This window comes from Pseudarthrobacter sp. PvP090 (assembly GCF_040547365.1).
GTDB lineage: Bacteria > Actinomycetota > Actinomycetes > Actinomycetales > Micrococcaceae > Arthrobacter.
This window is the reverse complement of the sequence record NZ_JBEPPO010000007.1, coordinates 63,559-89,125: the sequence shown is the minus strand read 5'-3', so window position 1 is coordinate 89,125 and position 25,567 is coordinate 63,559. Positions and strand designations below refer to the sequence as shown.

At 68.9% G+C, this 25,567-nt stretch carries 24 protein-coding genes; 9 read left to right on the top strand and 15 right to left on the bottom strand.

The features are described from left to right. Positions 1-33 precede the first annotated feature (33 nt). The 3 genes from ABIC21_RS10010 to ABIC21_RS10000 are packed head-to-tail and all read left to right on the top strand — an operon-like array spanning position 34 to position 3,103. Positions 34-1,269 (top strand): type III polyketide synthase, encoded by a 1,236-nt coding sequence (locus ABIC21_RS10010; protein ID WP_354350247.1) that lies wholly within the window; start codon positions 34-36, stop codon positions 1,267-1,269. Between the two features lie 48 nt (positions 1,270-1,317). After that, positions 1,318-1,977: a class I SAM-dependent methyltransferase gene (locus ABIC21_RS10005; RefSeq protein WP_354350392.1), complete on the top strand. Its 660-nt coding sequence runs from the start codon at positions 1,318-1,320 to the stop codon at positions 1,975-1,977. Continuing rightward, a complete protein-coding gene (locus ABIC21_RS10000) occupies positions 1,970-3,103 on the top strand; it encodes an FAD-dependent oxidoreductase (RefSeq protein WP_354350246.1) in 1,134 nt (377 codons plus the stop codon). Before ABIC21_RS10005 ends, ABIC21_RS10000 begins: the two co-directional genes overlap by 8 nt. A 45-nt stretch (positions 3,104-3,148) precedes the next feature. Here the strand turns inward: ABIC21_RS10000 and ABIC21_RS09995 are convergent, their stop codons facing one another. Next, entirely contained in the window at positions 3,149-3,559 is a 411-nt protein-coding gene (locus tag ABIC21_RS09995; RefSeq protein ID WP_354350245.1) for a nuclear transport factor 2 family protein, read from the bottom strand. Positions 3,560-3,630: 71 nt separating this feature from the next. On the opposite strand from ABIC21_RS09995, the gene ABIC21_RS09990 reads away from it, so the two are divergent. Beyond that, positions 3,631-4,656, top strand: coding sequence for a hypothetical protein (locus ABIC21_RS09990; protein ID WP_354350244.1), 1,026 nt, complete (start codon positions 3,631-3,633; stop codon positions 4,654-4,656). Between the two features lie 9 nt (positions 4,657-4,665). Beyond that, entirely contained in the window at positions 4,666-5,328 is a 663-nt protein-coding gene (locus ABIC21_RS09985; protein WP_354350243.1) for a peptide deformylase, read from the top strand. 18 nt (positions 5,329-5,346) lie between these two features. Here ABIC21_RS09985 and ABIC21_RS09980 read toward each other — a convergent pair whose 3' ends face one another. Then, positions 5,347-7,410, bottom strand: a complete 2,064-nt coding sequence (locus tag ABIC21_RS09980; RefSeq protein ID WP_354350242.1) for a S9 family peptidase — start codon at positions 7,408-7,410, stop codon at positions 5,347-5,349. 119 nt (positions 7,411-7,529) lie between these two features. On the opposite strand from ABIC21_RS09980, the gene ABIC21_RS09975 reads away from it, so the two are divergent. The 4 genes from ABIC21_RS09975 (at position 7,530) to ABIC21_RS09960 (ending at position 10,801) form a co-directional block, all read left to right on the top strand. After that, the gene (locus ABIC21_RS09975; RefSeq protein WP_354350241.1) at positions 7,530-8,405 is read left to right on the top strand and encodes a methyltransferase domain-containing protein; all 876 of its coding nucleotides are present in this window, start codon (positions 7,530-7,532) and stop codon (positions 8,403-8,405) included. 158 nt (positions 8,406-8,563) lie between these two features. Then, entirely contained in the window at positions 8,564-9,025 is a 462-nt protein-coding gene (locus ABIC21_RS09970; RefSeq protein WP_354350391.1) for an NfeD family protein, read from the top strand. A 96-nt stretch (positions 9,026-9,121) separates the two neighbouring features. Beyond that, positions 9,122-10,144, top strand: a complete 1,023-nt coding sequence (locus ABIC21_RS09965) for an SPFH domain-containing protein (protein WP_354350240.1) — start codon at positions 9,122-9,124, stop codon at positions 10,142-10,144. A 309-nt stretch (positions 10,145-10,453) separates the two neighbouring features. Next, positions 10,454-10,801 (top strand): RNA polymerase-binding protein RbpA, encoded by a 348-nt coding sequence (locus ABIC21_RS09960; RefSeq protein WP_056429445.1) that lies wholly within the window; start codon positions 10,454-10,456, stop codon positions 10,799-10,801. A gap of 377 nt (positions 10,802-11,178) precedes the next feature. On the opposite strand, the gene ABIC21_RS09955 is transcribed toward ABIC21_RS09960, so the two are convergent. From ABIC21_RS09955 to ABIC21_RS09895, 13 genes are all read right to left on the bottom strand, one after another. Further along, positions 11,179-11,922 (bottom strand): polyprenol monophosphomannose synthase, encoded by a 744-nt coding sequence (locus tag ABIC21_RS09955; protein WP_354350239.1) that lies wholly within the window; start codon positions 11,920-11,922, stop codon positions 11,179-11,181. A gap of 454 nt (positions 11,923-12,376) precedes the next feature. Then, entirely contained in the window at positions 12,377-14,056 is a 1,680-nt protein-coding gene (locus ABIC21_RS09950; protein WP_354350238.1) for an amidohydrolase, read from the bottom strand. Positions 14,057-14,143: 87 nt separating this feature from the next. Next, on the bottom strand, positions 14,144-17,038 hold the full coding sequence (locus ABIC21_RS09945) for a DEAD/DEAH box helicase (RefSeq protein WP_354350237.1): 2,895 nt from the start codon (positions 17,036-17,038) through the stop codon (positions 14,144-14,146). A gap of 24 nt (positions 17,039-17,062) precedes the next feature. Continuing rightward, complete coding sequence (gene tatC, locus ABIC21_RS09940; RefSeq protein ID WP_354350236.1) at positions 17,063-17,857, bottom strand: twin-arginine translocase subunit TatC; 795 nt, start codon at positions 17,855-17,857, stop codon at positions 17,063-17,065. A 48-nt stretch (positions 17,858-17,905) separates the two neighbouring features. Continuing rightward, entirely contained in the window at positions 17,906-18,175 is a 270-nt protein-coding gene (gene tatA / locus ABIC21_RS09935; RefSeq protein ID WP_354350235.1) for a Sec-independent protein translocase subunit TatA, read from the bottom strand. 35 nt (positions 18,176-18,210) lie between these two features. Beyond that, the gene (locus ABIC21_RS09930) at positions 18,211-18,600 is read right to left on the bottom strand and encodes a hypothetical protein (RefSeq protein ID WP_354350234.1); all 390 of its coding nucleotides are present in this window, start codon (positions 18,598-18,600) and stop codon (positions 18,211-18,213) included. 26 nt (positions 18,601-18,626) lie between these two features. Continuing rightward, complete coding sequence (locus tag ABIC21_RS09925) at positions 18,627-20,627, bottom strand: helix-turn-helix transcriptional regulator (protein ID WP_354350233.1); 2,001 nt, start codon at positions 20,625-20,627, stop codon at positions 18,627-18,629. 208 nt (positions 20,628-20,835) lie between these two features. Further along, positions 20,836-21,231 carry an FKBP-type peptidyl-prolyl cis-trans isomerase gene (locus tag ABIC21_RS09920; protein ID WP_354350232.1) on the bottom strand — a complete coding sequence of 132 codons (396 nt, stop codon included), beginning with the start codon at positions 21,229-21,231 and terminating at the stop codon, positions 20,836-20,838. A gap of 44 nt (positions 21,232-21,275) precedes the next feature. Next, positions 21,276-22,208: an FKBP-type peptidyl-prolyl cis-trans isomerase gene (locus tag ABIC21_RS09915; RefSeq protein ID WP_354350231.1), complete on the bottom strand. Its 933-nt coding sequence runs from the start codon at positions 22,206-22,208 to the stop codon at positions 21,276-21,278. A gap of 110 nt (positions 22,209-22,318) precedes the next feature. After that, on the bottom strand, positions 22,319-23,683 hold the full coding sequence (gene pafA / locus ABIC21_RS09910; RefSeq protein WP_354350230.1) for a Pup--protein ligase: 1,365 nt from the start codon (positions 23,681-23,683) through the stop codon (positions 22,319-22,321). A 1-nt stretch (position 23,684) separates the two neighbouring features. Further along, the gene (gene prcA, locus ABIC21_RS09905) at positions 23,685-24,392 is read right to left on the bottom strand and encodes a proteasome subunit alpha (protein WP_354350229.1); all 708 of its coding nucleotides are present in this window, start codon (positions 24,390-24,392) and stop codon (positions 23,685-23,687) included. A gap of 1 nt (position 24,393) precedes the next feature. Beyond that, on the bottom strand, positions 24,394-25,227 hold the full coding sequence (gene prcB / locus ABIC21_RS09900) for a proteasome subunit beta (RefSeq protein ID WP_354350228.1): 834 nt from the start codon (positions 25,225-25,227) through the stop codon (positions 24,394-24,396). A 92-nt stretch (positions 25,228-25,319) separates the two neighbouring features. Then, positions 25,320-25,523, bottom strand: a complete 204-nt coding sequence (locus ABIC21_RS09895) for a ubiquitin-like protein Pup (RefSeq protein ID WP_354350227.1) — start codon at positions 25,521-25,523, stop codon at positions 25,320-25,322. Positions 25,524-25,567: the final 44 nt, after the last annotated feature.

The window sequence follows — 25,567 nt, the reverse complement described above, 5'->3', positions numbered from 1 at the left end:
TGTCTTCTGCGCCGACCTCACTGAGAATGAACCATGACGGTCTACCTGAGGTCCCTGGAAACTGCTGTCCCGCCAACTGTCCTGATCCAAACGGAGGCCCGGGACGTTTTCGCGGCCCAGCCGGGGCTCACCAGGCTCGGCACCCGTCTGGTCAGCACTTGCTTTGACTCCGCCGCCATCGACACCCGCCACACGGCCGTGGAGGAAATGACCAAGGACCACGTGGCCGATAACCCCCTGTTTTTCAACGCCGGCACAGGTCTGCTGCTCAGCCCCAGTACCAAGGTGCGCAACGAGATTTTCGCCACCGAAGCCACCAAACTTTTCATTGAGGCAGCACGGAAAGCCCTGGACGCCTGTCCCGAAATCAGTCCCCTGGACATCACCCACCTCGTCACGGTGTCCTGCACGGGGTTCTTCAATCCCGGACCGGACTACAAAATCGTCCGCGCCCTCGGCCTGGATCCCGCCGTGCAGCGCTACCACCTCGGATTCATGGGCTGTTACGCGGCGTTCCCCGCCCTGCGGGCGGCCAAATCCTTCTGCGAGGCGGATCCCGACGCCGTCGTCCTGGTCGTCTGCGCCGAGCTCTGCTCGCTGCACGTCCGGACGTCGAACGACCCGGACACCATCATGGGGTCGGCGTTGTTTGCCGACGGCGCGGCCGCCGCCATCGTGACAGCCCGGGAGCGCCCGGATGAACCGGCGCTCCTGCAGCTGGACCACTTCGAGACCGTCCTGACCCCGGTCGGCGAGGAATCCATGGCGTGGAATATCGGTGACGAAGGCTTTGAGATGGTCCTGGGGAACTACGTCCCGCACATCATCGATGACCACATCATCGGCGCCTTGGAGCCGCTCCTTGCCCGGGAAGGTGCCCTGCGGGGACTCCCCTACCGCGACATCCGGCACTGGGCCATCCACCCCGGCGGCCGCAGCATCCTGGACAAGGTCCAGTCGCGGCTGGAGCTGAGCGACGGGCAGCTGGTCCCGGCCCGGGAGACCCTGCGCAAGTACGGAAACATGAGCAGCGCCACCGTGCTCTTCGTGCTCCGGCACATTCTTGACCTGCCGCCGGCGGACAGTGCCGACGACGGCGCGGAACGGATCTGCTCCATGGCGTTCGGACCCGGGCTGACAGTGGAAACCGCGCTCTTCACCAAGCTCAGCAGCCCGCGCCGTGACGGCCCGCCCACGGAGACCGGCGGTGCGGCCCGGTCCCAGTCGGCCCAGTCCGCCACCGCCCAGCCGGAATCGGCCCTGGCCTGAAATCCCGTGCACCTGCTGCGGGAACGTGCGGCGCACGCCGTTGAGGAGATGGACCTGCCGGGCTGTGATCCGGTGCGGCTGGACCGCACGTACGCCCAGTTTGCGCTGGTGAACCGTGCCGTCGCGGGCTGGCGCGGCATCTACCGGAGCCAGCTCAGGCCACGACTCCGAAAAGGCACCGCCGCCACCTTGCTGGACATCGGCTGCGGCGGCGGCGACGTGCCGGTGATGCTTTCCCGCTGGGCTGCCCGGGACGGGCTCCAGCTGGAGATCACGGCGATCGACCCGGATCCGCGCGCGAGCCGCTTCGCCGCGGAACGGCACCCGGCCGCCGGTGTGACGTTCCGCCAGTCCACGGCGGCCCAGCTCGCCAGCGAAGGGCGCAGCTTCGACCTGGTGGTGTCCAACCACGTGCTGCACCATTTGGCCGAGGACGAGCTCCCGGCGTTCCTGGGCGAGTCCGCCGGGCTCTGCCACGGCCGGGTCATCCACAACGACCTCCGGCGCAGCCCGGCCGCATATGCCCTCTTCTTCGCCGGTTCCTGGCCCTTCATGGGCTCCTACATCAGGCAGGACGGCCTCACCTCGATCCTTCGCAGCTACACCTCCGCCGAACTCCAGGCCACCGCACCCCCCGGCTGGACCGTCATCCGCCGCGCCCCTTTCCGCAACCTGCTGGTCCTCGAGAAGGACCGGGCCCATGGCTGACGTCCTGGTGATAGGCGGCGGGCCGGTGGGACTGTTCATGGCCGCGCTGCTCCTCCAGCACGGCGTGAGCGTGCGCATCCTGGAACAGCGGACCGGCGCCGAACCGCACTCCCGCGCCATCGGCATCCATCCCCCGTCGCTGGACGCGCTGCAGGGCGTCGGCGTGGCGCCGTCCATGGTGGCCGAAGGTGTCCCGATCCGGCGCGGCATCGCCGTCAGCGGTGGCCGGACGTTGGCCCGGATGTCCTTTGCCGGGGTCTCAGAGAGCTTCCCTTTCGTCCTTGCGCTGCCGCAGTCCCGCACGGAAGCAGTCCTGGAGCAACGCGTCCGGCACCTGGACCCTGACGCCCTGCACCGCGGAATCCGGGTCACGGGGTTGCATGACGACGGCGGCCAGGTCACCGTGGAAGCCTCCGCGGGCGGCACGGCGGTTCACCACACGGCGGCCATTGCCATTGCTGCCGACGGCGTCCGGTCCACGGTACGGCCGCTGCTCGGCACGGCCGTCCGTGCGAAGGATTACCGGGACAGCTACCTGATGGGCGACTTCGCGGACACTACCGGGTTCGGTCCGGACGCGGCCCTGTTCCTGGAGTCCGCCGGGATCGTGGAGTCCTTCCCGCTGCCGGGGGCCTTGCGCCGCTGGGTGGTGCGCCTTGCGGCCCCTGCGGACGGCGGGGACGCCGGCTGGCTCGTTGAAACGATCAGGCGACGCACCGGAATCGACGTCGATCCGGCGAGCAACAGCATGATGAGCCGCTTTGGGGTCCGGACCCGGCTGGCACGCAGGATGGTGACGGGCCGGACGGTGCTGATCGGCGATGCTGCCCACGAGATCAGCCCGATCGGAGGGCAGGGCATGAACCTGGGCTGGCTGGACGCCGCTGCCCTGGCTCCCCTGGTACTCGCGTCGCTGTACGGCGCGGATGTGGGGGCGGAACTGCGGACCTTCGAGACCAGCCGGACGGCCGCGGCCGCCCGGGCGGCACGGCAGTCCGAAATCAACATGGCCTTGGGCCGGCCCCTGACAGCCGGGCCGTGGGCCCTGCGGAACCGCGCCGTAACGGCCGCCGCCTCCATACCGGCCGTCAACGGGTTCGTGGCCCGCCGGTTCACCATGCAGTAGGCGACGGCAAGGGAACTCCGTGCACCGTCCGAACGACAAACGGGCTCAGGCGTGTGGGGGCGTGAAGTAGCAGTCGTAGCTGTCCTGGCTGACGACCTTGCCGTCCCGGACCTCAAAGACGGACGCAACGCGGGCCCGGATCACTTCGCCGGTGTCCCAATGCGGCAGGTCCATCAGCAGGGTGGCGCTCCACTCGGCCTCCATCACTACACGGTTGCCTTCACACGTCGTGCGCTGCACCTCGAACCGCTGGCCGGAGACGACTTCCCGGGATGCGTCCGCCCCGGCCAGGGCTTCGTCGCGGCCCCGTGTTGCTCCGGCCGGAGCCAGCAGATGGGGCGCTTCGCTCAGTGTGTAGTCCTCCGCCAGGAACGGGGCGATCTCCGCCGACCCGCCGCCGCCTTCTATGGCGCGCAGCAGCGCGAGGACGCAATCCAAAGGGGGTCGTGACGTCATGCCACGAGACTATCCGAACGCACCGGCCCTGCCCCGGGTACACGGGCCTGCGCCCGGCATACACTGACCCCATGGGCTGCTTCCCCCGATTGCTGCGACGCCCGGCCGGCGGAAACCGCCACGTCGGGCCCGGCGGATTGGCGGGCAGACTGGCCGCCGCCGTCGCTGCCCTCGCCCTGACGGCGTCCTGCAGCGCCGGGGGTGCGTCCGGAACAGGCAGTGCGTCCGGAACTGGCAGTACGTCCGGAACAGACAGCACGTCCGGAACGCCCACGGCAGCGGCCCCGGCCGCCACGGTTACCGCCGTGATCAACCAGCTCCGCGACAACTACAGCCAGCAGATCATTGCCGTCCAGTTGACGAACAACACCGCCGGGCCGCTGACGGTGCTCAGCGCCGGAGTGGCCAGCCCGCTCTTTTCCGGAACCATCGAGTGGCAGCCCACGCCCGGCGGGATCGTGCTCCCGCCGGGCCAGGCCAAGATCCTGCCGGCACAACTGCGCGGCCCGGAGTGCGGAATCCGGACGGCAATGGCGAACGAGGGCGCGGCGGTGGAACTCCGCATTGCCGGGTCCAGCGGCACAGCCCCCGCCACAACGGTGCCCCCCACAACGGTGCCCGCCACCGATCCCTACGGGGTGCTGGACCGGAACAACGCGGAAATGTGCCTGGCCCAGGCAGCCGCCTCAGTCGCCGGACTGCGGCTGGAACCGGAACTCGAGGTGTCCGCCGACGCGCGGAGTGCCGTGCTGACACTGGCCATCACGCCGCGGAGCATCCCCGGCGCCGTGAATCCCGGTTCAACGGGGACCCTGACGATCAACCGGATCGACGGGACCACCCTGCTCGAAGAGGACCAGAGCGCCCCCTGGCCGCGCTCCGTGTCGGTCCGCGCCGGCGGCGCCAGCCAGCGCTTCCGGCTGGGGATCCGTCCGGCACGCTGCGATCCGCACGCCGTCGCGGATGACAAAGTGGGCACCCTGTTGCCCCTGCGGGTGTCCGCGGGCGGGAGGGACGGAATCCTGAAGGTCGACGCCGGAGCGCTGCTGCGTGGACGTATCCACGAATTTATTACAACGGCTTGCGGACGCCAGTAGTCTGTTGCCATGTCCCCTGACGCCAAGCCCACCGACTTCAGCGCCGCCCGAATCCACGAAACTGTCCAGCAGGTGCTCACTGCCGGAGTTCTCCCCACCATTGTCCAGGCCGGGCATCCGGTGCTCCGGCAGCTCGCCGCGCCCTTCGACGGACAGTTGAACGGTGCCGAACTGGGCCAGCTGATCGACCTGATGCGCAGCGTGATGCACAAGGCGCCCGGCGTGGGCCTGGCCGCACCCCAGCTCGGCATACCGCTGCAGATCGCCGTGCTGGAGGACCAGTTCGAGGTCGACCCCGAGGTCGCCGCCGCCCGCGGACGGGAGCCGCTGCCGTTCTTTGCCATGCTCAACCCGTCCTACCAGCCAACCGGCGCTTCCACCGTGGCGTTCTACGAAGGGTGCCTCTCCGTGAACGGGCTTCAGGCGGCCGTGAACCGGCCTGAGTCGGTGCGGCTCGATTTCACGTCACCGGACGGAACCAGGCAGCAGCGGGAGTTCACGGGCTGGCAGGCGCGGATTGTCCAGCACGAAACCGACCACCTCCACGGCGTTCTGTACCTGGACCGTGCCGAGCTGCGCTCCATCAGCAGCAACGCCGAGTACTCCGCACGATGGGCGCAGCCCGACATCAGCCTCGCCCGGCGGGAACTCGGGTTCCTGCCGGGCGCGTGACGCCCAGGCTGCTCCCGCTCAGTTCCGGGCCGCAGGGGCGGGATTTGCCGCCGTCGGAAGGTACCGGGACCACCACTGGAGGATCTGGTCGAAGCGCTGCTTGCGGTGGTGCGGCGTCCCGGAACGTGACAGTTCATGGCTCTCCCCGGGGAAGACCAGGAACGCCGCTTCCACACCGAGCTGTTTCAGTGCGGTGAAATACCGCTGGCCCTGCTCCACCGGGCACCGGAGGTCCTCCTCGCTGTGGATGACCAGGGCCGGTGTGCGTACCTGGTCCACCCGGGCCATCGGGCTTTGCGCCGCCATCTGCTCGGACGACCGGCCGGTGTACTCCCCGCCGAAGAACCAGCCGATGTCGGAGGAGCCGGTGAAACTCACGGGATCGAGGAAGCGGTGGTCGTGGCTGATGGTCCAGGCCGTGAGGTAGCCGCCGTAGGATCCTCCCATAATGCCGAGCGCCCCGGCGTCGAGCTCCTCGAACTTGCCGAGAGCGCCATCGAGGAAGGCCAGGACGTCCTGCATGTCCAGGGTTCCCATCTTCTCCTTGATGGCCCGCCCGTGCTCCTGGCCGTAGCCGGCGGACCCGCGGGGGTTGCACATCAGGACGGCGTAGCCAGCCGCTGCGTAGACCTGCGCCTCGTCAAAAAGGGCTCCGGTGAATTGCGCAAACGGGCCACCGTGGATGTTCAGCAGGACCGGGTGGGGTCCCTGGCCCGCCGGTTTCACGAGCCAGCCGTGGACGGGGTAACCGTCGCCGGAGGGGACCGTGAGCTCGAGCGGTTCGATGATTCCGGCGCCGGAGCGCAGCGGTGCGGAAAAATCGGTCAGGACGCGCAGCTGCCCGCCGTCGAGCACGGCGACATCGCCCGCGGTGGACGCGTCGGCGAAACTGAACACCAGCGATCCTCCGCGGGCGGCGGCACCGGTGACCACCCGCTCGCCCTGGACCAGTTTCCCGTGGGTACCGGAGGCCCGGAACTCAAGCAGCTCGACCGTTCCCCGGGTGTTGTTCAGCAGCAGCACCGAGTCAGGACCGCGCAGTTCGAGCCTGCCGTTGCAGCCGAGGTCCATCGTCTCGACGTCGCTCAGGCGGGTGGCTTCGCCGCCGCCCGCCGGCAGCGCGTAGAGCGCCGTGTTGCGAGCCACGAAGTCCTGGCCCGACTGGCCAAGATCCTGGGCGAGGAAGAACAGCCACTGCCCGTCCTGAGACTCGCGGACGGCGTGGACGCCCTGCCGGCCTGTGTTGGCCGGGGCCACGGGTTCCGGCTCCCCTGCTGTTTCCGCTCCCGCGGAGCCGTCCCCTACCGTGATGCGGTAGATGCCGCTGGCGAGATCGTTGTCGCTGCCCTCATGCAGGGCGGCGGTGAAGTAAATGCTGCGCCCGTCGGCGCTGAAGCTCGCGCCGGTGTGGTCGGTGGCAGCGGTGGTCAGCTGCCGCGCGGCCGGCAGCGGCCCGGCCGGCGTGCCGGCGGCGGAATCGGGCGCGGGCTGGGCCGCAGATGCCGCGGCGCGGGCCTTCAACGCCCTGCCCTGCGGCTCCACCCTGGGTTCCGCGCCGGGGTCCGGGACCTCAACGAGGAAGAGCTGGAGCGGCTTGTCGGCGGTATACCCGACACCGTTCATCCGGTACTGGTAGTCGGTGATCAGCCGCGCGTCCTCGCCCCCGGCGGAAACCCCGTCGGTGCTGCCGTAGCGGCCGTCCTCCGGAGTCCGGGCGCTGTAGACAAGCTGCCGGGAGTCGGGCGACCACGCGAACGCGGACACTCCCAGCGGCGCGTCCGTGACGGGCTGCGGCTCCCCGCCGGCGGCCTCCACGATATGGATCTGGGGTTTGCCCCCGGCCGCGGCGCGCAGGAAGGCCAGCACCTGTCCGTCCGGCGAGAAGTCCGGCGCCGCGTCCCGGAATCCGCGGGTGAGGCGGCGCGCGGGCTGGTCCGGATCCAGCGGCACCGTCCACAGCTGGCCGACGTACGCATCGGCGTCGAAGTCGGGCCGGAGCACCGACACGACGGCACGTGTGCCGTCCGGATGCAGGGCAGGGGCGGAGACGGAATTGAGCAGCGGCAGATGTTCGGATTTCACGAGTGAGAGCCTAGCCCCAGTTTCCCCGACTGTGAAATAGCTCACCCCGGGGGCCCGTGCGCCGGGCGGAGCGGCCCCTGCCGGCGCGTGCCGGGCCAGCCGCGCCTAGGATGGTCACTATGCCCCCCGCCTCCGCCGCCTCGCTGCTGTGCCCGGTCTGCCGGAACCGCCTCGGATTCAGCGACGACGCCGGCCGCACCCTCGGGTGTCCGGCCGGCCACCGCTTTGACGCGGCGAAACAGGGGTACTTCAACTTCCTCGTCGGCAAAGGCACCGTCTTCGAAGCGGACACGGCGGACATGGTGGCGGCGCGCTTCGACTTCCTCTCCGCCGGCCACTACCGTCCGCTCGCCGCGGCCGTGGCGGAACTGGCGGTCCCGGCCCTCGCCGGCGGAACCACAGGAAGCCCGGCGACGGTGCTGGACGCAGGAACCGGGACCGGCCACTACCTCCGGGCCGTGCTGGACCGGGCGGCGCAGGACCGGACGACCGCCGCGGCGGTCGGCCTGGACATCTCGAAGTTCGCGCTCCGCCGCGCCGCAAAGCTGAACCCGGACGCCATTAACGTGGTCGGCGACGTGTGGCAGCCGCTGCCGGTCGCCGACGACTCCGTCGACGTCGTCACCGTTGTCTTCGCCCCGCGCAACGCGGCAGAGTTCGGCCGCGTGCTGCGCCCGGGCGGCCGGCTGGTGGTGGTCACTCCCCGGCCGGGACACCTCAAGGAGGTGGCAGGCCAGACCGGCATGCTCGGGATCGAACCGGCGAAAGACGAGCGGCTCGCGGCGTCGCTCGCGGAACACTTTTCGGCGCTCTCCGCCGACAACCTGGACGTGCCGCTTCTGCTGTCCCCCGGCGACGTCAGCCGGCTGGCGCTCATGGGCCCGGCCGGACACCACCTCGACCGCGGAGCGCTGGTGTCACTCGCCGCCGGGCTCCCGCCGCAGACCGCAGTGTCGGCCCGGTTCCGGATCAGCGTTTTCGAACCTCTCCACTAGTGGCTCCACCAGTCCAACGGAGTGCCCGGAGGTAACGACTTGGCCACTTTCGCCAAGTGCTTTCCCCGGCCCTCCGCAGGCGTTGCCGTTCGGCTTAGGATGGAAACACAGTGACTGAGGGTCTGCACCTGCAGCCCCCGGGGGCGGAGGGGGAAAAGATGTTCGAATGGCTACCCGAAAACTGGTGGGCTCTGTGGCTCACGGTCTTCCTGGTGTTTGCCGTGGTGGAGATGATCACCCTCGACCTGTTCTTCATCATGCTCGGCGGCGGAGCCCTCGCCGGACTCGTGGCGGCCCTGGCCGGCGCCGACCTCGGCCTGCAGATCGTCGCCTTCTGCGTTGTTTCCCTCCTGATGATCGGATTCGTCCGGCCCGTCGCGCTCAAGCACCTGCACAAAGGTCCGGCCGACCGCCGAAGCAACGTCGAACGGCTGATCGGCGAATCCGCCCTGGTCATGGAGCCGGTGACCGCAACCGGCGGCCTCGTCAAAATCGGCGGCGACGTCTGGAGCGCCCGCTCCGAAACGGGGGTCCTAGCACCGGGACAGCACGCGATCGTCAGCGCGATCGACGGCGCCACCGCCGTCGTCGCGCCGCAGCCGGAGACCGCCATCCAGTAGCACCCGAAAGAATTCCGGCGGCCGCCACCGGCACCGGGCACGCGGCGGGACACCGCCGCACACCATAGCAAGACCACTCTGGGGAATAGGTGATGTATGGATATCGCAGTCGCAATCGTGCTGCTGGTTCTCGTTGCGTTCGTAATAATCGTGCTCGTCCGGTCGGTGCGGATTGTCCCGCAGGCCCGTGCCGGCGTCGTCGAACGGCTGGGCAAATACCAGCGCACGCTGAACCCCGGCCTCACGATCCTGATCCCGTTCGTGGACCGGCTGCTGCCGCTGCTTGACCTGCGTGAACAGGTGGTCTCCTTCCCGCCGCAGCCGGTGATCACCGAGGACAACCTCGTGGTCTCGATCGACACGGTGGTCTACTTCCAGGTCACCGATGCGCGGGCGGCCACCTACGAGATCGCCAATTACATCCAGGCGGTTGAACAGCTCACCACGACGACGCTCCGCAACGTCGTCGGCGGCCTGAACCTCGAGGAGGCCCTCACCTCGCGTGACCAGATCAACGGGCAGCTCCGCGGCGTCCTGGACGAAGCGACCGGCCGCTGGGGCATCCGGGTCTCCCGGGTGGAGCTCAAGGCGATCGATCCGCCCCACTCCATCCAGGATTCGATGGAGAAGCAGATGCGCGCCGAGCGTGACCGCCGCGCCGCCATCCTCACCGCCGAAGGCACCAAGCAGTCCGCCATCCTCACCGCCGAAGGCCAGCGGCAGTCCTCGATCCTGAAAGCCGAAGGCGACGCGAAGGCGGCGATCCTCCGGGCCGACGGCGAGGCCCAGGCCATCCAGAAGGTGTTCGATGCGATCCACAAGGGCAACCCGGACCAGAAGCTCCTGGCCTACCAGTACCTGCAGACGCTTCCGAAGATCGCCGAGGGATCCGCAAACAAACTGTGGATCATCCCGAGCGAAGTCGGCGAAGCCCTCAAGGGCATCGGCAACGCACTGGGCGGCAGCAAGGACGGCCAGTTCAATGACGGGCTGTTCGGCCCGGATTCCGACGCCGCGGCGGAACCCGCCCCGGCCCGCCCGGCTGCACCCGCTGCCGGGCCGGCAGCAGGCGCCGTAACAGGGCCCGCCGCGGGTTTCCCGGGACACCCGGAGGCCTAGTCTCTACGAGCCAGGCGCTTCAACTGGCGGGGAGGCATCCGCGCGGCGGGTGCCTCCCTTTGCGTGGCACGGATCTGCCGCCGCACCCACGCAGGCTTTACCGGGGTGCCATGGTCCCGTATACTTGAATATTTGTCCGGCTGGTTCAGTCCGGCGGAACAATTTAGCTTCGCTAAGCGTTTTATCCTGTGACGATTGAAACGGTTTGGGTCCAGTGAAACAGCGCAGTGCAAACAGTAGTCCGGCGCGGTCTCACAGCCCCCGGCTAACGCAGGGCATGACCCTGCGAACCGAATAGAGGGAGAAAAGATGAGCGATCGCAGCCTGCGGGGTATGCGCCTTGGCGCACAGAGCATGGAGACCGAATCCGGTGTCGAGCCGGCTCCGCGCCAGCGGGTCGAGTACCGCTGCGAGGACGGCGAGCAGGTATTCGTGACCTTCTCCTCCGAAGCGGAGATCCCCCCGGTGTGGGTATCCAAGACCGGCAAGGAAGCCTTGCTCGTCGACGGCGAACGCCCTGTGAACCTCAACGAGAAGGCCGTCCGGACGCACTGGGACATGCTCCTGGAACGCAGGTCGCTGCCGGAACTCGAGCAGATCCTCGAAGACCGTCTCACGATCCTGCGTGAACGCCGCGGCGAACGGCGCTCGGCCTAGACAGCCCGCGCACCCGCCACTTCAAACAACGCGGGGTCACTTCCGGCCCATCCTGATGCATCGGATGGGCCGGAAGTGACCCCGCGTTGTTTTAAAGATGAGGGGGGCGGGGGCCCCCCCGTGCCAGGCACGGGGGGGGCGGGCCCCAGGTTGGGCGCCGCGCGGGGGCCGGGGGGTGTGGGCGGGCCGGGGGCGGCGTGGTCGCGCGGGCCGCGGGGTGGGGCGGGGGGGGGGCGGCTTCTGGGCGTTTGTTTTTTTTGTTTGGGGGTGGGGGCGGGACCCCCGGGCCCGGGCCCCCCCCCCCCCCCCCCCCCCCCTGCTTTGCCGGCAGACTCGGGCCTGCGGATGCTGCCGGGGCCGGCTAGCCTTCTTGCCGGCTAGGCCTTCTTGCCGGCGAGCTTCCCGGCGAGCGTGTTCCAGCGGGCGGTGAGGCCCCACTTGGTGACATTGATCATGGCTTCGACCACGATGTTTCCGCTCATCTTGGAGGCGCCAAGCTCCCGCTCGACGAACGTGATGGGGCGTTCGACGATCGTCAGGCCGAGCCTGGCGACGCGCCAGGCCAGGTCCACCTGGAAGCCGTAGCCGACCGAATCGACGGTGTTCAGGTCCAGTTTCTCCAGCGTGGTCCGGCGGAATGCCCGGAAGCCGCCGGTGACGTCCCTGATGTTCACGCCAAGCATGATGCGGGCATAGGTGCTGCCGACGCGGGAAATCGCCTGCCGGTACAGCGGCCAGTTGACGACACTGCCGCCGGGCACCCAGCGGGAACCCATCGCAAGGTCGGCACCCTGTTCCACGGCCTCGAGCAGCTGGGGAAGCTGCTCCGGCTGGTGCGAGCCGTCGGCGTCCATCTCCACGAGGACGTCGTAACCTGCGTCGAGACCCCACTTGAAACCGGCGATGTAGGCCGCTCCGAGTCCGGCCTTGCCGGCGCGGTGCAGGACGTGGATCTGGCTGTCCTCAGCGGCGAAGCGGTCCGCCAGCTGCCCGGTGCCGTCGGGGCTGTTGTCGTCGACAACCAGGACGTCGGAGCCCGGCACCGCCGCGCGCAGCCGCCCGAGGGTCTTGGGCAACGATTCCAGCTCGTTATAGGTCGGGATGATCGTGAGGACACGCACAGCGGGGCCTTTCCTTGAAGGGAGCGGTCGAGAGCCGGGCGGTCAGTGCATAGCTGACACCAGGCGCAACTATCCATTATAGGGAGTCGCCGGGCCCGCTGAGGCCGGGGCCGGGCCCGGGGGCAGTCCCCCGGGCAGGTCCACCCGCCACGGGCCAGTTGCGGCAGGGCGCGAAAAGCGCCGCCGGAACCGTTTTCTGCTGCGAAGTGGACCCGCCCCTTGGGAGCTCCCCTGGCCACGACCGAAGAAGCTGCCGTACTGGCGGCAACCTGGAACCGGCCGGGGGACGTCCGGAGTCTGCGGCTTACACAACCCTCCGTTGACCCTCAATGCTACGGGGCGGCCCTGATCTGTCAACCGCTCCTTGACCTGCCGTTTCGTCCATCACCGCAGGTCAGAGCCGCCTTGTGTCCGGTTAACTTTCGCGCCGGACCGGCGTTTCGGGCACCGGCCGTCAGCCGCGGAGCGAACCGCTGGCGAACAGTTCGCGGCCGTCCCTGACGGTCTGCAGGCACGCCGGCTCGGAACCGGTGTCCAGTGCCGGCAGCAGCGGCGTCCGCGCGCGGGGGTCCGTGCTCCAGGATTGGACCCGGCCGTCGGCCACCTGGACCATCAGTTCCTCGACTTCCCACACGGCGAAGCTGGCCGGGGCGCCCGGGACCAGCTGGCCGGCCATCGGGTTCCGGTACCGGGCAGCCCGCCAGCCGGCGCGGGTGTGGCCGAGGAACGCTGCGCGGGCAGAGATCCGCTCGTCGGGGTTGTTGTGCTGCAGGCAGGCCCGGACGCTGGACCAGGGCCGCAAGGGCGTGACCGGGCTGTCACTGCCGAAGCAGATCGGGACGCCGGCGGCGTAGAAGGAGGCAAAGGGATTCATGCCGCCGCGCCGGGAGCCGAGGCGCTGCTGGTAGAGACCGTCCGCCGCGCCCCAGGCCGCATCGAAGCCGGGCTGTGCGCTCACCGTCACCGAGTAGTTGGCCAGCCTGCGGATGGACTCCGCATCCGCGACCTCGACGTGTTCCAGGCGGTGGCCCGCGGCGCGGACCTTCTGCTCTCCGACCTCGGCCGCCGCCTGGTCCAGTGCATCCAGCGCGGCGTCAAGGCCGGCGTCACCGATGACGTGGAAGCCTGCCTGGATCCCCAGCAGCGAGCACGCCGCGAGGTGGGCCGCCGCCTCCGCGGACGTGAGGTACAGGCTGCCGCGCTCCCCCGCGGCGTCGCTGTAGTCCTCCCGCAGGGCCGCCGTCCGCGAACCGATCGAGCCGTCCATGTTCAGGTCCCCCGCCAGCCCGAGCACGGGGACGCCCAGGCCGGCCAGGATGGACTGGGCATGTTCCGCGGAGCCGGCCAGTTCGCCCCAGTACGGCAGGATCTCCGGAACCGCGTCCGGGCCGGTGTTCCAGGCAGCGGCGAGCTGGAGGTCCTCGATGCTGCCAATATGCGGGGCCGCCATTTCCGCCAGCGCCACGTAGCCGTTGGCCGCCGCCTCCGCGAGGGCGCGCCGCTGGTAGCCGCGGAGCGCCGCGGCGGGCAACTGGCGCGCCGCGGCCCGGGCAGCCGTGTGCGCGGCCCGCTTGACCTGGCTGTCCGCGTCCGTCCCCGAGCCGTCCGGACCGCTGCTGCCGGCGGCGGGGAGGCCGGCGGCCGCCGCCAGTGCGGAGGACACGAGCGCGGAGTGCACGTCGACGCGGGAGAGGTAGACCTGCCGCCCGCCCGCGGCGCGTTCCAGTTCGTCGCGCGTGGGCAGGGCGGGGTCCGCCCACAGGGTCTCGTCCCAGCCGTGGCCCAGCACGGTGCCGCCCGTGCCGGAAGTGGAGCTGCTGAAGCCGGCGACGGCGTCGAGCAGTTCCCGGGCCGAACGGACCCCGCCCAACTGCAGCGAGTCCAGGGCGATTCCTGTTTCGGTGAGATGGACGTGGGAGTCGACGAAGCCGGGGGCGAGGAGCGCGCCGTGCAGGTCGATGACCTCCATGGAGGCATCGGCAATCGACGTGGCCGCCTGCTCGGAACCGACCCAGGCGACGGTGTCGCCGTCGACCAGCATTGCCGTCGCAAAGGGATCGGCGGCGGTGTAGACGGAGCCGTTCCGGTACAGCGTTACCTTGTGCGGTGCGGGGGTGGCCGGTGATTCGGTCATGGGGCGGGGACTCCTTGTTGCTGGTGGCCGGCGCGGGCCGGACGGGTTCGACGGCGGGAGGTTCCGGCCGGGGGCCGGCCGCGGCGGTCAGGCCACGGAGGAATATGCGACGACGCCGCGCTTGATGAGTTTGATCGCTTCACCGCACAGCCGCGCGACCCTCGGGTCCAGCGACGGGATCTTTGCCAGCTGGTCCAGCAGGTCGATAACCTGTTTGACCCAGCGGACGAAGTCGCCCGCGGCCAGGTCCGTGCCGCTGAGGACGTCCTGCAGGTGCCGGCCCTTGGCCCACTTGTAGATGGGCCAGACCAGGCCGAGTTCGGGTTCACCGGTCAGGGGGAGCTTGCTGGCTTCCTCGACGTCTTCCAGGGCCGACCACTCGTGCACAACAATGTCGACGGCGGATTCCAGGGACACGCTCGGCATCTTGGGCCGCAGCCCGCGGTCCTCACGTTTGGCCTGGTAGACCAGGACGCTGGCGAGGGCGGCGACTTCGGCGGCGTCCAGGTCGTTGAAGGCGCCCAGCCGCAGGGACTGGGAAATCAGCAGGTCCTTTTCGCCGTAGATCCGGCGCAGCCGCTGCCCGTCGGGGCTGATGGTGAGCACTCCGGCGTCGGAGGTTTCCAGGTAGCCGTAGCTGGACAGGACACCGCAGACCCGGTCGAAAGTCTTGGCGATGGTGTTGGTGCGGCCCTGGATCTGGCGCACCAGCCCGTCGGTCTCCTGGCGGAGCTTCCAGTAGCGCTCGGACCAGCGCGCGTGGTCCTCGCGTTCGCTGCAGCCATGGCAGGGGTGCGCGCGGAGTTCGCGGCGCAGCTCGGCGATCTTCTTTTCCTGGTCCGGCAGGGCGGCGGCACGGCCGAAGTCGTCGTTCCGGCTCGGCGGCGCCGGGGGCCGGTTTTCCCGGAGCGCGTTCCGGACCGAGGACGCCAGATCGCGCCGTGACTTGGGCACCTTGGCGTTGAAGGATTTCGGGATCCGGACCCGCGTGATGGGAGCCAGCGGGCCCTCCACATCCTGGGTGCCGATCCGCCGCAGCTGGTTGTCCAGGGTCATCACGGCGGGCCGCGGTTCGCGGGAGTTGTGGTCGGAGCTGAGCACGACGGCGAGTCCGGGCGCCCGGCCGGTGGGCACATCCACCACGTCCCCGGGGAGCAGCCTGCTCAGGGAGTCCTCGGTCACGGATTTCCGGGCCCGGGAGCTGGTCTGGGAGGCGTTCTTTTCGGCGTCGGAGAGCGCCCGCCGGATCCGGGAGTAGTCCGTGAAGTCGCCCAGGTGGCAGCTCATCGCCTTGCTGAAGCCGGCCAGGGATTCCTCGCGGCTGCGGACCTGTTTGGCCAGCCCGACGACGGAGCGGTCGGCCTGGAACTGGGCGAAGGAGGACTCGAGGATCTCCCGGGCCCGGGGGCGGCCGAATTGCGCCAGCAGGTTGATCGACATGTTGTACGTGGGCCGGAAGCTGGAGTTCAGCGGGTAGGTGCGCCGCGAGGCGAGGCCGGCGACGGACGCCGGGTCCGTGCCGGGCTGCCACAGCACGACGGCATGGCCCTCGACGTCGATGCCGCGGCGCCCTGCGCGCCCGGTCAGCTGGGTGTACTCCCCCGCCGTGATGTTGACGTGCGCTTCCCCGTTGAACTTGTCGAGCTTCTCCAGGACGACGGAGCGTGCCGGCATGTTGACGCCGAGCGCCAGGGTTTCGGTTGCGAACACGGCCTTGACGAGCCCGTCGACGAAGAGCTTTTCAACGACTTCCTTGAAGGTGGGCAGCATGCCGGCGTGGTGGGCCGCCAGTCCGCGGAGCAGCCCGTCGCGCCAGCTCCAGAAGCCGAGCACGTCCAGGTCGTCGGAGGGGATGTCCTGCGCGGCCTCGTCGACGCGCCGGGCAATGATGAGCTGTTCCTGCTCGGTGGTCAGCCACAGCCCGGCAGCGACGCACTGTGCCACGGCGGCGTCGCAGCCTGCGCGGGAAAAGATGAAGGTGATGGCCGGCAGCAGGTCCTGCCGGTCCAGGCTGGCGATGACCTGGGGGCGGCTGGCCTTCCGGACCGGACTGCGCGGGCCGCCCTGCGGAGCGTCGTCGCGCTGGTTTCGCTGGCGCCGGACGTTGCGGCCGCCCTGGCCGAAGCGTCCGCGGAAGTTCATCTGGCTCTCGGCGCGGGCCATGGACAGCAGTTCGGGGTTGACCTCGAAGCCGGGGCGGCCAGTCAGGTCGGCGGTCACCGCCGTGGCGGACACGGCGGACACTGCGGCCTCGCCGGCCGGGGCGATCTCGTCGAAGCTGGTGTCGCCGGCGAAGAGGTCCACGATCTTCCGGCCCACCATCACGTGCTGCCACAGCGGCACCGGCCGGTGCTCGGAGACGATGACGTCGGTCTGGCCGCGCACCGTGTCCAGCCACGCGCCGAACTCCTCGGCGTTGGAGACGGTGGCGCTGAGCGAGGCGACCTGGACTTCGCTGGGCAGGTGGATGATGACCTCTTCCCACACGGCGCCGCGGAAGCGGTCCGCCAGGTAGTGGACCTCGTCCATGACGACATAGCCGAGGTCGGCCAGGGTGCTGGAGTCGGCGTAGAGCATGTTGCGCAGCACCTCGGTGGTCATCACAACGACCGGGGCGTCGCCGTTGATGCTGGTGTCGCCGGTCAGCAGCCCTACCCGGTCGGCACCGTACTTGTCCGCCAGTTCCGAGTACTTCTGGTTGGACAGGGCTTTGATCGGGGTGGTGTAGAAGGCCTTGAGCCCGCGCTGGAGCGCCAGGTAGATGGCGAACTCCCCCACGATCGTCTTGCCGGCGCCCGTGGGGGCGGCGACCAGGACGCCGCGGCCGGCCTGCAGGGACAGGCACGCCTCGCGCTGGAAGTCGTCGAGTTCGAAGGCGAGCGAACGGATGAAGCCGCCCAGATAGGTTTTGGCTTCTGCGGCCCGTTCGACGCTGGCTCGGTAGCGTTCAGACGGCGATTCCGGCCCGGGTAGTGAAGACATGGTTCCAGCCTAATGCGCGAAGGGCTAGAGATTCTCCAGCTCGGAGCTGGGAGTCGCCCGGTCCGCAGTGGCTTCGGTCTCCGCGGCCCGCTTCACGGCGCGGCGTTCACGCCGGCGGTCGTTGAGCAGGCACAGTCCGATGGCGGCGAAGAACAGCAGCAGCATCGGCCCGGCGAGGTAGAACATGCTCATTGCGTCGGCTCCGGGCGCGGCCATGGCGGCGAAGAGGCAGACCAGGAACACGGTGATGCGCCAGCTCTTGACGAGCTGCTTGCCCTTGATGACTCCCGCCAGGTTCAGCCCGACGAGGACCACCGGCAGCAGGAAGGCGATGCCGAAGGCCAGCAGGAGCCGCAGCACAAACGACAGGTACACCTGCGCGCTGATGAAGTTGGAGCCGCCGGTGGGGGTGAAGTCGGTCAGCACCCGGACCGCGTTCGGTAGCACCAGCCAGGCGAGCAGGACGCCGCCCACAAACAGCGGAACGGCGGCCGCCACGAAGGACAGCGCCAGCCGGCGTTCCTTCTTGTGCAGCCCGGGGACGATGAACGCCCACAGCTGGTACAGCCAGATGGGGCTCGCGAGGATGAGGCCGAGGAAGACGGAGACCTGGATCATCAGGTCGAAGGAGCTGGCCACGCCGTCGAAGTTCAGCGTCGCCTGCCGGCCCTCGTGTTCATTGAGGTCGGCGATCGGCTTGATCAGCGCCGCTAGCATGGGCTGGTAGACGAGGAATCCGACGACGGTCCCGAGGACGACGGCGATCGCGGACTTGAAGAGACGGTTCCGCAGCTCTTTCAGGTGATCGAGGAGCGCCATCCTCCCCTCGGGGTTCGACCGGCGGCCCATGGTTACTGCCACGCGGTGTTAGGCGCGGTTCGGCGGCGGAACGTCGGTTCCGTCTCCGGCGCGGGTTTCCGGGCCGGTGGATTTCGGGTGGTTCACGACCCGGCCCTCGACAGGCTCAGAGCCGTCCGCGGCGTCCGTGGCGCCGTCCTTCTTCATTTCCCGGACTTCCGACTTGAAGATGCGCATGGACTGGCCAAGGCTCCGGGCCATGCCGGGCAGCTTCGGTGCAGCGAAAAGCACCAGTGCCAGAACGATGATGATGATGAGATGCCAGCCTTCAAGCCTCATGACAGGAGGTCCTTTCGTTTGAATACATCCTACGTCTAACTTAATTCGATGTCGTGCAGCCGCTGGGGCTGGCCACGGTCCAGCTTGCGCTGCACGCGCCGCGCGCGGCGGGCTTCCTGGCGGGCGAACTTGGACGCGCGGTAATCATGCCCCATCTGTACGGGGGAGGCAAAAACGGCGGATCCGGGTTCGGGCGCAGGGTCCTCGCCCGGACCGTCGGCGCCGGCACCGGACGGGGCGGCGTGGGCACCCGCCGCGGCCGGGGCGGCTGCGGCCGGAAACGTGGAGAACCGCTCCGCCGCTTCCCCGAGATCCTTGACCGTGGCCATGAACTTCCGGAACAACCGGACGCCGAGCACAACGAAGAACAACAGTGACAGCGCAACGAGCGCTATCCAGATCACGATCCAGGACCACCAAGGCATGCTGAGTAGTCTAGCCGCCGCACCGGCTAGTCTTCATATTGGGCCAGGGCAGCGGCAAGCCACTCGCGGGATGCCTTCGCCAGCTCGTCCGGCTGCAGGATCCGGGCCGTTCCGCCGTGCTGGGCCACGAACATCGGCAGCCAGTCGGTGCTGCCGAAGCGGATTTCGGCGAGCAGCCCGCCGCCGGGCAGTTCGGCCGTCCGTTCCGCGTAGTACTCATCGGCCAGTCCGACGCCGCGGCGGGTCAGTTCAACCACTACTACGGTGTCGTCGTCGTTCGGGGTGAAGAGTTTGACGGGGAAACTGCTCCCCGGTGCCGCCGTCTCCGAGACGGGCTGGCCGGTGGTTTCCAGGGCTTCGATCCGGTCTAGCCGGAAGTTGCGCAGGCCCTGGGCGGAATGGCAGTAGGCCTCGAGGTACCAGGTGTTGTCCAGCGAATAGAGCCGCAGCGGATCGATGTTGCGTTCGGAGACCGCGTCCCGCAGCGGCGAGAAGTAGCGCATCCGCAGCTGGGCGCCGGCCCGGATGGCCCCGCGGGCCGTTTCCAGTGTCGCCGAGTTCTCCGGTCCCACTTCGGGGCCGGACAGCGCGGCCGCTTTGAGGCCTTCCTCCCCCGCCGCTGCCATGAGCTTGAGCGTGACGGATTCCAGGGCGCTGCCTTCGGCCAGCTCGGGCAGGCCATTGAGCGTCTCCAGCCCGGTCAGCAGGGCACAGGCCTCCTCCACGGTGAAGCGGACGGGCCGGTTCAGGTCGAGGTGCTCGGTGATGGTGACGTGGTCGTCGTCCCACTGGATGTCCAGCAGGTCGTCCGGGTAGCCCTCGGGCAGGCCGGAGCAGATCAGGATCCGCAGGTCCGCCTCCAGTTCCTTGCGGGTGATCCCGAACTTCTGCGCCACCTCGCTGATGTGCAGGCCCTGGTTGTGCACCAGGAACGGCACCAGCTGGAGCATCCGGCTCAGCTGGTCCTCGGAAGTGCGTTTGCGGCCCGGCCGGGGCGCCCCGCCAGGAGAAACCGCCGGGAATGCAATCGGCGGGACCGGTGCCGCGGCGAAGTCTGCCGCGGCGGCCAGGCGGCGCCGCACGGACGTGACGAGTTCGGGCGGGGACACCGCGACGGCCCGGGGCCCGTAGGAGGCGAGTTCCTCGGCGAGCGTCTCGACGTCGCGGAACGGCACGCTGAGGCGGTCCCGGCCTGTGGCGGGCGGCCCGGCGCCGGCGTCGGCAGCGGGGCCGGCGAGGGCGCGTTTGCGGAGTCCGCGCAGCCTGCCGGACTGGACATCGACGACGGCGGTCCGGACCGGCAGCTCCGCCAGCCCGGCCAGTTCGGCGCGCACGTTGAAGTCCGCCGGCGGGGTGAAGCGTTCCTTCGCCAGGACGGTCACGGCGGACGTCAGGCGGGAGAGGCGGAAGAAGCGCTTGTCCCCACGGGCCCTGTCGTGGGCCACGAGGTACCACTGGCCGAAGCGGCTGCCAAGTCCCCACGGTTCCACGAGCCGCTCCTCTTCCCTGCCGGTGCTGCCGGCGAGGTAGCGGAAGCTGACGGGGTGCTGGGCGTGCATGGCCGCGACGAGATCCTCGAACGCCTGCCCGGCCGGCCGGATCCGCGGCTGGACCCCGGCGGGGAGTTCGGCGTCGGCCAGGCCGCCGGAGGCCTGCAGCTTGCGCACCGCGTTGACGGCCGCGGAGCCGAGGGCTGCATGTTCCCAGAGCTGGGCCGCGAGAATGAGCACGGTGCACTCTGCCGGGGTGAGGCTGACGTCGGGTAGCCGGTTGGAGTCCTTGCCGATCCTGTAGCGGGTGGTGGCCGGATCATCCGAGCCCCACCCCTTGTCCGTGACGGTCTCGACGTCGAAGCCGAAGCGCCGCAGCTCGCCCTTGTCGCGTTCGAACATCCGGCCGAAGGCAACGTCGGTGCTGGTGGTGTCGTGGTAGACCTTGGCGCGCAGCTCGCTGCGGCGCAGGCCGTAGGTGGTGTTGAGCAGTGCGATGAGCAGGTTCAGGAGGCGTTCGGTACGGGAGGCTGACACCCCGCAAGGCTACTAAAGTCCCCACCCGAAACTGACAAAAGCGCGGCAACAGCCGGAAGAACTTTTCCGATTGTTACCGCGCTTTGTCAGTACGGTGGCCCGGGGGCGAGGGCCCCGGCCCGAGCTTGCGAGGGCAGGGAGCCGGTGGGTGGGCCCACGCCGGCGAGGGCCCCGGCCCGAGCTTGCGAGGGCAGGGAGCCGGTGGGGACTAGCGGACGGCGACGAGGTCGACGACGAAGATCAGGGCCTCGTTGGGTCCGATCGCCCCGCCGGCGCCGCGCGACCCATAGGCCAGCTCGGAGGGGATTTCGAGCCGGCGGCGGCCGCCGACCTTCATGCCCAGCAGGCCCTGGTCCCAGCCCTGGATGACCTGGCCGACGCCGACGCGGAAATCGAGCGGCGCGCCGCGGCCCCAGGAGGCGTCGAACTCTTCGCCGGTGGACCAGGCCACGCCGACGTAGTGGGTGGAGACGGTGTCGCCGGCCTTGGCTTCGGCGCCGTCGCCCTCGATGAGGTCGGTGATGACCAGTTCGGTGGGAACGTCGCCCTCCGGGAAGTCAATTTCCGGCTTCTGGCGGTCAATGTTGCGCTGTCCAAATGACATGGTTGCTCCTTCTAGCGTGGCTTGGGGTGGTGCGGGGGTGGTGGTTACTTGGTGCCGAGGATGTCGACGACGAAGACGAGGTCGCCCTTCGTGTCTCCTTCGCCTTCATCGCCGTACGCAAGGTCCTTGGGGATGACCAGGAGGACACGGGAGCCCACCGTCTTGCCGGTCAGGCCCTGGGTCCATCCCTTGATGACGCCGGTCAGCGGGAAGGTGGCCTTCTCTCCGCGGTCGAAGCTGGAGTCGAAGACCTTGCCGCCTTCCAGTGCCACACCGACGTAGTTAACGGTGAGGGTGTCGGTTTCCTTGACCTCGGGGCCGGTGCCCTTGATGAGGTCCTGGGACACGAGGGCGGTCGGGGCGGCGACGCCTTCGACGGAGATCTCGGGGATGCCCTTTTCATTGTCCTTGACGGTCGGCAGGCCTGCCGGCGGGGTGACCGACTCGCCCTCGGGCTTGTCCAGGACCTTGGGTGCGTCCTTGGCGGAGAGCACCTTGACGACGAGAAGCTGAGTGGGCTGCGCTTCGGTGCCTTCAGCGGCTGCCGCGCCGGGAACTGCCAGCGCCAGGTGGGAGCCGATCTTTGCGCCTACAAAGGCGTTGTAAATGACGGGGCTCTCATTCTTGAGGTCATCGGTGAGTTCGAGTTCTTCCGGGTCGCCCGGGAAGGTGTCCTCCAGCGTGGAGCCGTCCGTGCCGCTCAGGGCAACGATGGAGATCGACGCGATCTGGTTGGCCTTGACCCGGTCGCCGCCTCCTTCCGTGACTACCTTTACGGTAGGTTCGGTGACTTCCAGGGGCTTGTCGAATTCAACACCAGGTGCCGTCTTGTCGCCTTTCTCCGTCAGCTTGAGGGAGTCCAGTTTGGCGCTTTCGCCGGCGGACTGGCTCGTGGGTTCCGGGGCGGCTGGTTCGCCGCCGCCGCAGGCAGTCAGCAGCAGCAGTCCGGGAAGAAGAATTGCTAGTAGTCGGCGCACTTAAGAACTTTCGTCGAGGCAGGATGGACGCGTCGCCGGGCATGTGCCAGCGGCAAAGCAAGCGTTGGCCGCGGACGGCACCCCTCCAGAATAACGTGGAAAGCTGGGTATCAGCCCATAGAGTTCAGCAAGGCATCCACCCGCTCGTCCACGCTGCGGAAAGGGTCCTTGCACAAAAGGGTCTGGTGGGCGCGGTCGTTGAGCTTCAGGTGGACCCAGTCCACGGTGTAGTCGCGGCCCAGTTCCTGCGCCCGCCGGACGAAGTCGCCGCGGAGCTTGGCACGGGTGGTCTGCGGCGGGGCATCCACAGCATCCTTGACCGCGGTGTCGTCCACCACACGGCGCACGGCCCCGCGGGACTGCAGCAGGTAGTAGAGCCCACGGGTGCGGGAGATGTCGTGGTAGGTCAGGTCCAGCTGCGCGATCCGGGGCGCGTCGAGGCCCAGGTTGTGCCGGGCGCGGTAGTTGTCCATGAGCTTCTTCTTGATCGCCCAGTCCACTTCAGTGTCGATCTTGCTGGTGTCGCCGCTCTCGATCGCGTCGAGGGTGCGTTCCCAGAGGTCCAGGATCAGCGGGACGTGGGCGTTGTGGGCGCCCTGCTCTGCCACGAACGCGGTGACCTTGCCCAGGTATTCGCGCTGGATTTCCAGGGCGGTGAGCTGCCGGCCGTTGGCGAGCCGGACCAGGGCGCGCCCGCTGAGGTCATGGGAGATTTCGCGGATGCTGCGGATCGGGTTCTCCATCCGCATGTCGCGCATGATGACGCCGGCTTCGATCATCCGCAGGATCAGGTCCACGGTCCCGACCTTGAGCAGCGCCGTCGTCTCGGACATGTTGGAGTCGCCCACGATCACGTGCAGCCGGCGGTAGAACTCGGCGTCCGCGTGCGGCTCATCGCGGGTGTTGATGATCGGGCGTGACCTCGTGGTGGCGGAGGAGACGCCCTCCCAGATGTGGTCGGCCCGCTGGGAGAACGCAAAGGTGGCCCCGTGCGGGGTCTTGAGGACCTTCCCGGCGCCCGCGATCAGCTGCCGCGTCACGAGGAACGGAATCAGGATTTCCGCCAGCCGGGAGAATTCGCCGCGCCGCGGGATGAGGTAGTTCTCGTGGCTGCCGTAGGAGTTCCCCGCGGAGTCGGTGTTGTTCTTGAACAGGTAGACGGTGCCGTTGAAGCCCTCCGCCGCGAGCCGTTCCTGCGCCTCATCCACGAGGTCGTCCAGGATGAGTTCCCCGGCCCGGTCGTGCGCGATCAGCTGGGCGAGGTCGTCGCATTCCGCGGTGGCGTACTCGGGGTGGGACCCGACGTCGAGGTAGAGCCTGGACCCGTTGGTCAGGAACACATTGGAGGACCTGCCCCAGCTGACCACTTTGCGGAACAGGTAACGGGCCACCTCCTCGGGGGCCAGCGGGCGGGACTCCGGGCTCGAGTAGGAAATCCCGAACTCGGTTTCAATGCCGAAAATGCGCTTGTCCATCTCAGTTCTCCTCAGCCAGCAATGCCGTGATATCTGCGTCCTCCAGCCGGCGGAACGCCCGGCGGGTGCCGCGGCTGCTTTCCGAGCCGCGGTCCAGCACCGCCACCTCCACAGCCGACGGCGGCAGCGTGGTGGTTTCCTTGTCCGCAACGAGACCGGCCAGCGCAAGCCTGATGGCGCCGGCGAAGTCCAGTGCGCCCTGCCAGCCCGCCGCGACGGCCTCGGAGACCTTGTCCGCCTGGCCGCCCATCACGATGAAGCCCTTCTCGTCGGCGATCGAGCCGTCGAAGGTCAGCCGGTACAGGTGGTCCTCGTCCGGGGAGGACCCCACCTCGGCCACGGCCAGTTCGACTTCGAAGGGTTTCTGTTCTGCGGTGAACACTGCCCCGAGGCTCTGCGCGTAGACGCTGGCGAGTCCCCTGGCCGTGACATCCTCCCGGTCGTAGGAGTAGCCGCGCACATCCGCGTACCGGACCCCGGCCTGCCGGAGGCTCTCGAACTCGTTATATTTGCCGACGGCCGCGAACGCGATCTTGTCGTAAATCTCGCCGATCTTATGCAGTGACGGCGAGGGGTTTTCGGCCACCAGGGCGATCCCATCGCGGCAGCTGATGACCACCACGGAGCGCCCGCGGGCAATGCCCTTCCGCGCAAAATCCGCGCGGTCCTTCATCAGTTGTTCGGGCGATACGTAAAACTGCTGGGTCATCTCAGGCCTCCCGCTGGGCGACGGCCCTGGACTCGATGATGGCACCGGCCATGGCTGCGAGCTCGCGTTCCGGAACCCGGAAGGCACCCGTCCGGTTGACGGTGTACACCACGGGCCAGAGCTGCCGGACGGGGTCGGGGCCGCCGGTGGCGGAGTCGTCGTCGGCGGCGTCGTAGAGCGCCTCGACGGCGACGGAGACGGCGTCCCGTTCCGGGAGGTTGGGACGCCAGAGTTTCTTGAGGGCACCGCGAGCGAACATCGAGCCCGAACCGACGGTGTGGTGTTCCTGCTCCTCGTACCGGCCGCCGGTGACGTCGTAGGAGAACAGCCGGCCCAGGCCCGCGGGACGGTCGAAACCGGCGAACAGCGGCACGACGGCGAGGCCCTGCATCGCCATCGGCAGGTTGCTGCGGACCATTGCCCCGAGCCGGTTGGCCTTGCCGTCGAGGCTCAAGAGCGTGCCTTCGATCTTCTCGTAGTGTTCCAGTTCGACCTGGAAGAGCCTCGTGATGTCGAGGGCGATCCCCGCCGTCCCGGCGATGCCGAGCACGGAATACTGGTCCGCGGGGAAAACCTTCTCGATGTGCCGGCTGGCGATGACGTTGCCCATCGTGGCCCGGCGGTCGCCCGCCATCAGCACCCCGCCGGCGTAGGTCAGCGCGACGATGGTGGTCCCGTGCGGCGCCTGCAGGGGCGTGGCGGCGTTCCCCGCCGGGTGCTGCTGGCCGAAGGGAAGTTGGCCGAAAGGCAATAAGTCGGGGCGTTGGCGCTGCAGATGTTCGGTGAAGGAGGACGTGGCGTTGGCTGCTACCTGGTTGGCGGTGGTTTCCTGCACTGGTGCACTCCCTCAACGTAGTGAATCAACGACTTCCGGCCCTCAGCCCTGTGCCGGCGCAACCCCTGGGCCGCCGCGGTCCGGGCGGTGCGCTACTGGCCGCCCTTTTGGACAAACGCCCGGACGAATTCCTCGGCGTTGGACTCCAGCACACCGTCGATCTCATCAAGCAGATCGTCGACGCCCTGGGTGGCGGCTGACGCCTGGCCCTCCGCGGGAGCCGGCGGGGCGGCGGGGACGTCCTCGTCGACCTCGGTTTCCCGCGACTGCGGCTGCTGCTGCTCCTGGCCTGCCATTGCTTTCTCCTTCTGTCCGTCCCTTCTTCGCAAGGGACTTCATG

What these genes read in the sequence shown, in the direction of transcription:
- ABIC21_RS10010 (WP_354350247.1), top strand. Translation starts at nt 34, where the DNA reads ATGACGGTCTACCTGAGGTCCCTGGAAACTGCTGTCCCGCCAACTGTC.
- ABIC21_RS10005 (WP_354350392.1), top strand. Translation starts at nt 1,318, where the DNA reads ATGGACCTGCCGGGCTGTGATCCGGTGCGGCTGGACCGCACGTACGCC.
- ABIC21_RS10000 (WP_354350246.1), top strand. Translation starts at nt 1,970, where the DNA reads ATGGCTGACGTCCTGGTGATAGGCGGCGGGCCGGTGGGACTGTTCATG.
- ABIC21_RS09995 (WP_354350245.1), bottom strand. Translation starts at nt 3,559, where the DNA reads ATGACGTCACGACCCCCTTTGGATTGCGTCCTCGCGCTGCTGCGCGCC.
- ABIC21_RS09990 (WP_354350244.1), top strand. Translation starts at nt 3,631, where the DNA reads ATGGGCTGCTTCCCCCGATTGCTGCGACGCCCGGCCGGCGGAAACCGC.
- ABIC21_RS09985 (WP_354350243.1), top strand. Translation starts at nt 4,666, where the DNA reads ATGTCCCCTGACGCCAAGCCCACCGACTTCAGCGCCGCCCGAATCCAC.
- ABIC21_RS09975 (WP_354350241.1), top strand. Translation starts at nt 7,530, where the DNA reads ATGCCCCCCGCCTCCGCCGCCTCGCTGCTGTGCCCGGTCTGCCGGAAC.
- ABIC21_RS09970 (WP_354350391.1), top strand. Translation starts at nt 8,564, where the DNA reads ATGTTCGAATGGCTACCCGAAAACTGGTGGGCTCTGTGGCTCACGGTC.
- ABIC21_RS09965 (WP_354350240.1), top strand. Translation starts at nt 9,122, where the DNA reads ATGGATATCGCAGTCGCAATCGTGCTGCTGGTTCTCGTTGCGTTCGTA.
- ABIC21_RS09960 (WP_056429445.1), top strand. Translation starts at nt 10,454, where the DNA reads ATGAGCGATCGCAGCCTGCGGGGTATGCGCCTTGGCGCACAGAGCATG.
- ABIC21_RS09950 (WP_354350238.1), bottom strand. Translation starts at nt 14,056, where the DNA reads ATGACCGAATCACCGGCCACCCCCGCACCGCACAAGGTAACGCTGTAC.
- ABIC21_RS09945 (WP_354350237.1), bottom strand. Translation starts at nt 17,038, where the DNA reads ATGTCTTCACTACCCGGGCCGGAATCGCCGTCTGAACGCTACCGAGCC.
- tatC (WP_354350236.1), bottom strand. Translation starts at nt 17,857, where the DNA reads ATGGCGCTCCTCGATCACCTGAAAGAGCTGCGGAACCGTCTCTTCAAG.
- tatA (WP_354350235.1), bottom strand. Translation starts at nt 18,175, where the DNA reads ATGAGGCTTGAAGGCTGGCATCTCATCATCATCATCGTTCTGGCACTG.
- ABIC21_RS09930 (WP_354350234.1), bottom strand. Translation starts at nt 18,600, where the DNA reads ATGCCTTGGTGGTCCTGGATCGTGATCTGGATAGCGCTCGTTGCGCTG.
- ABIC21_RS09920 (WP_354350232.1), bottom strand. Translation starts at nt 21,231, where the DNA reads ATGTCATTTGGACAGCGCAACATTGACCGCCAGAAGCCGGAAATTGAC.
- pafA (WP_354350230.1), bottom strand. Translation starts at nt 23,683, where the DNA reads ATGGACAAGCGCATTTTCGGCATTGAAACCGAGTTCGGGATTTCCTAC.
- prcA (WP_354350229.1), bottom strand. Translation starts at nt 24,392, where the DNA reads ATGACCCAGCAGTTTTACGTATCGCCCGAACAACTGATGAAGGACCGC.
- ABIC21_RS09895 (WP_354350227.1), bottom strand. Translation starts at nt 25,523, where the DNA reads ATGGCAGGCCAGGAGCAGCAGCAGCCGCAGTCGCGGGAAACCGAGGTC.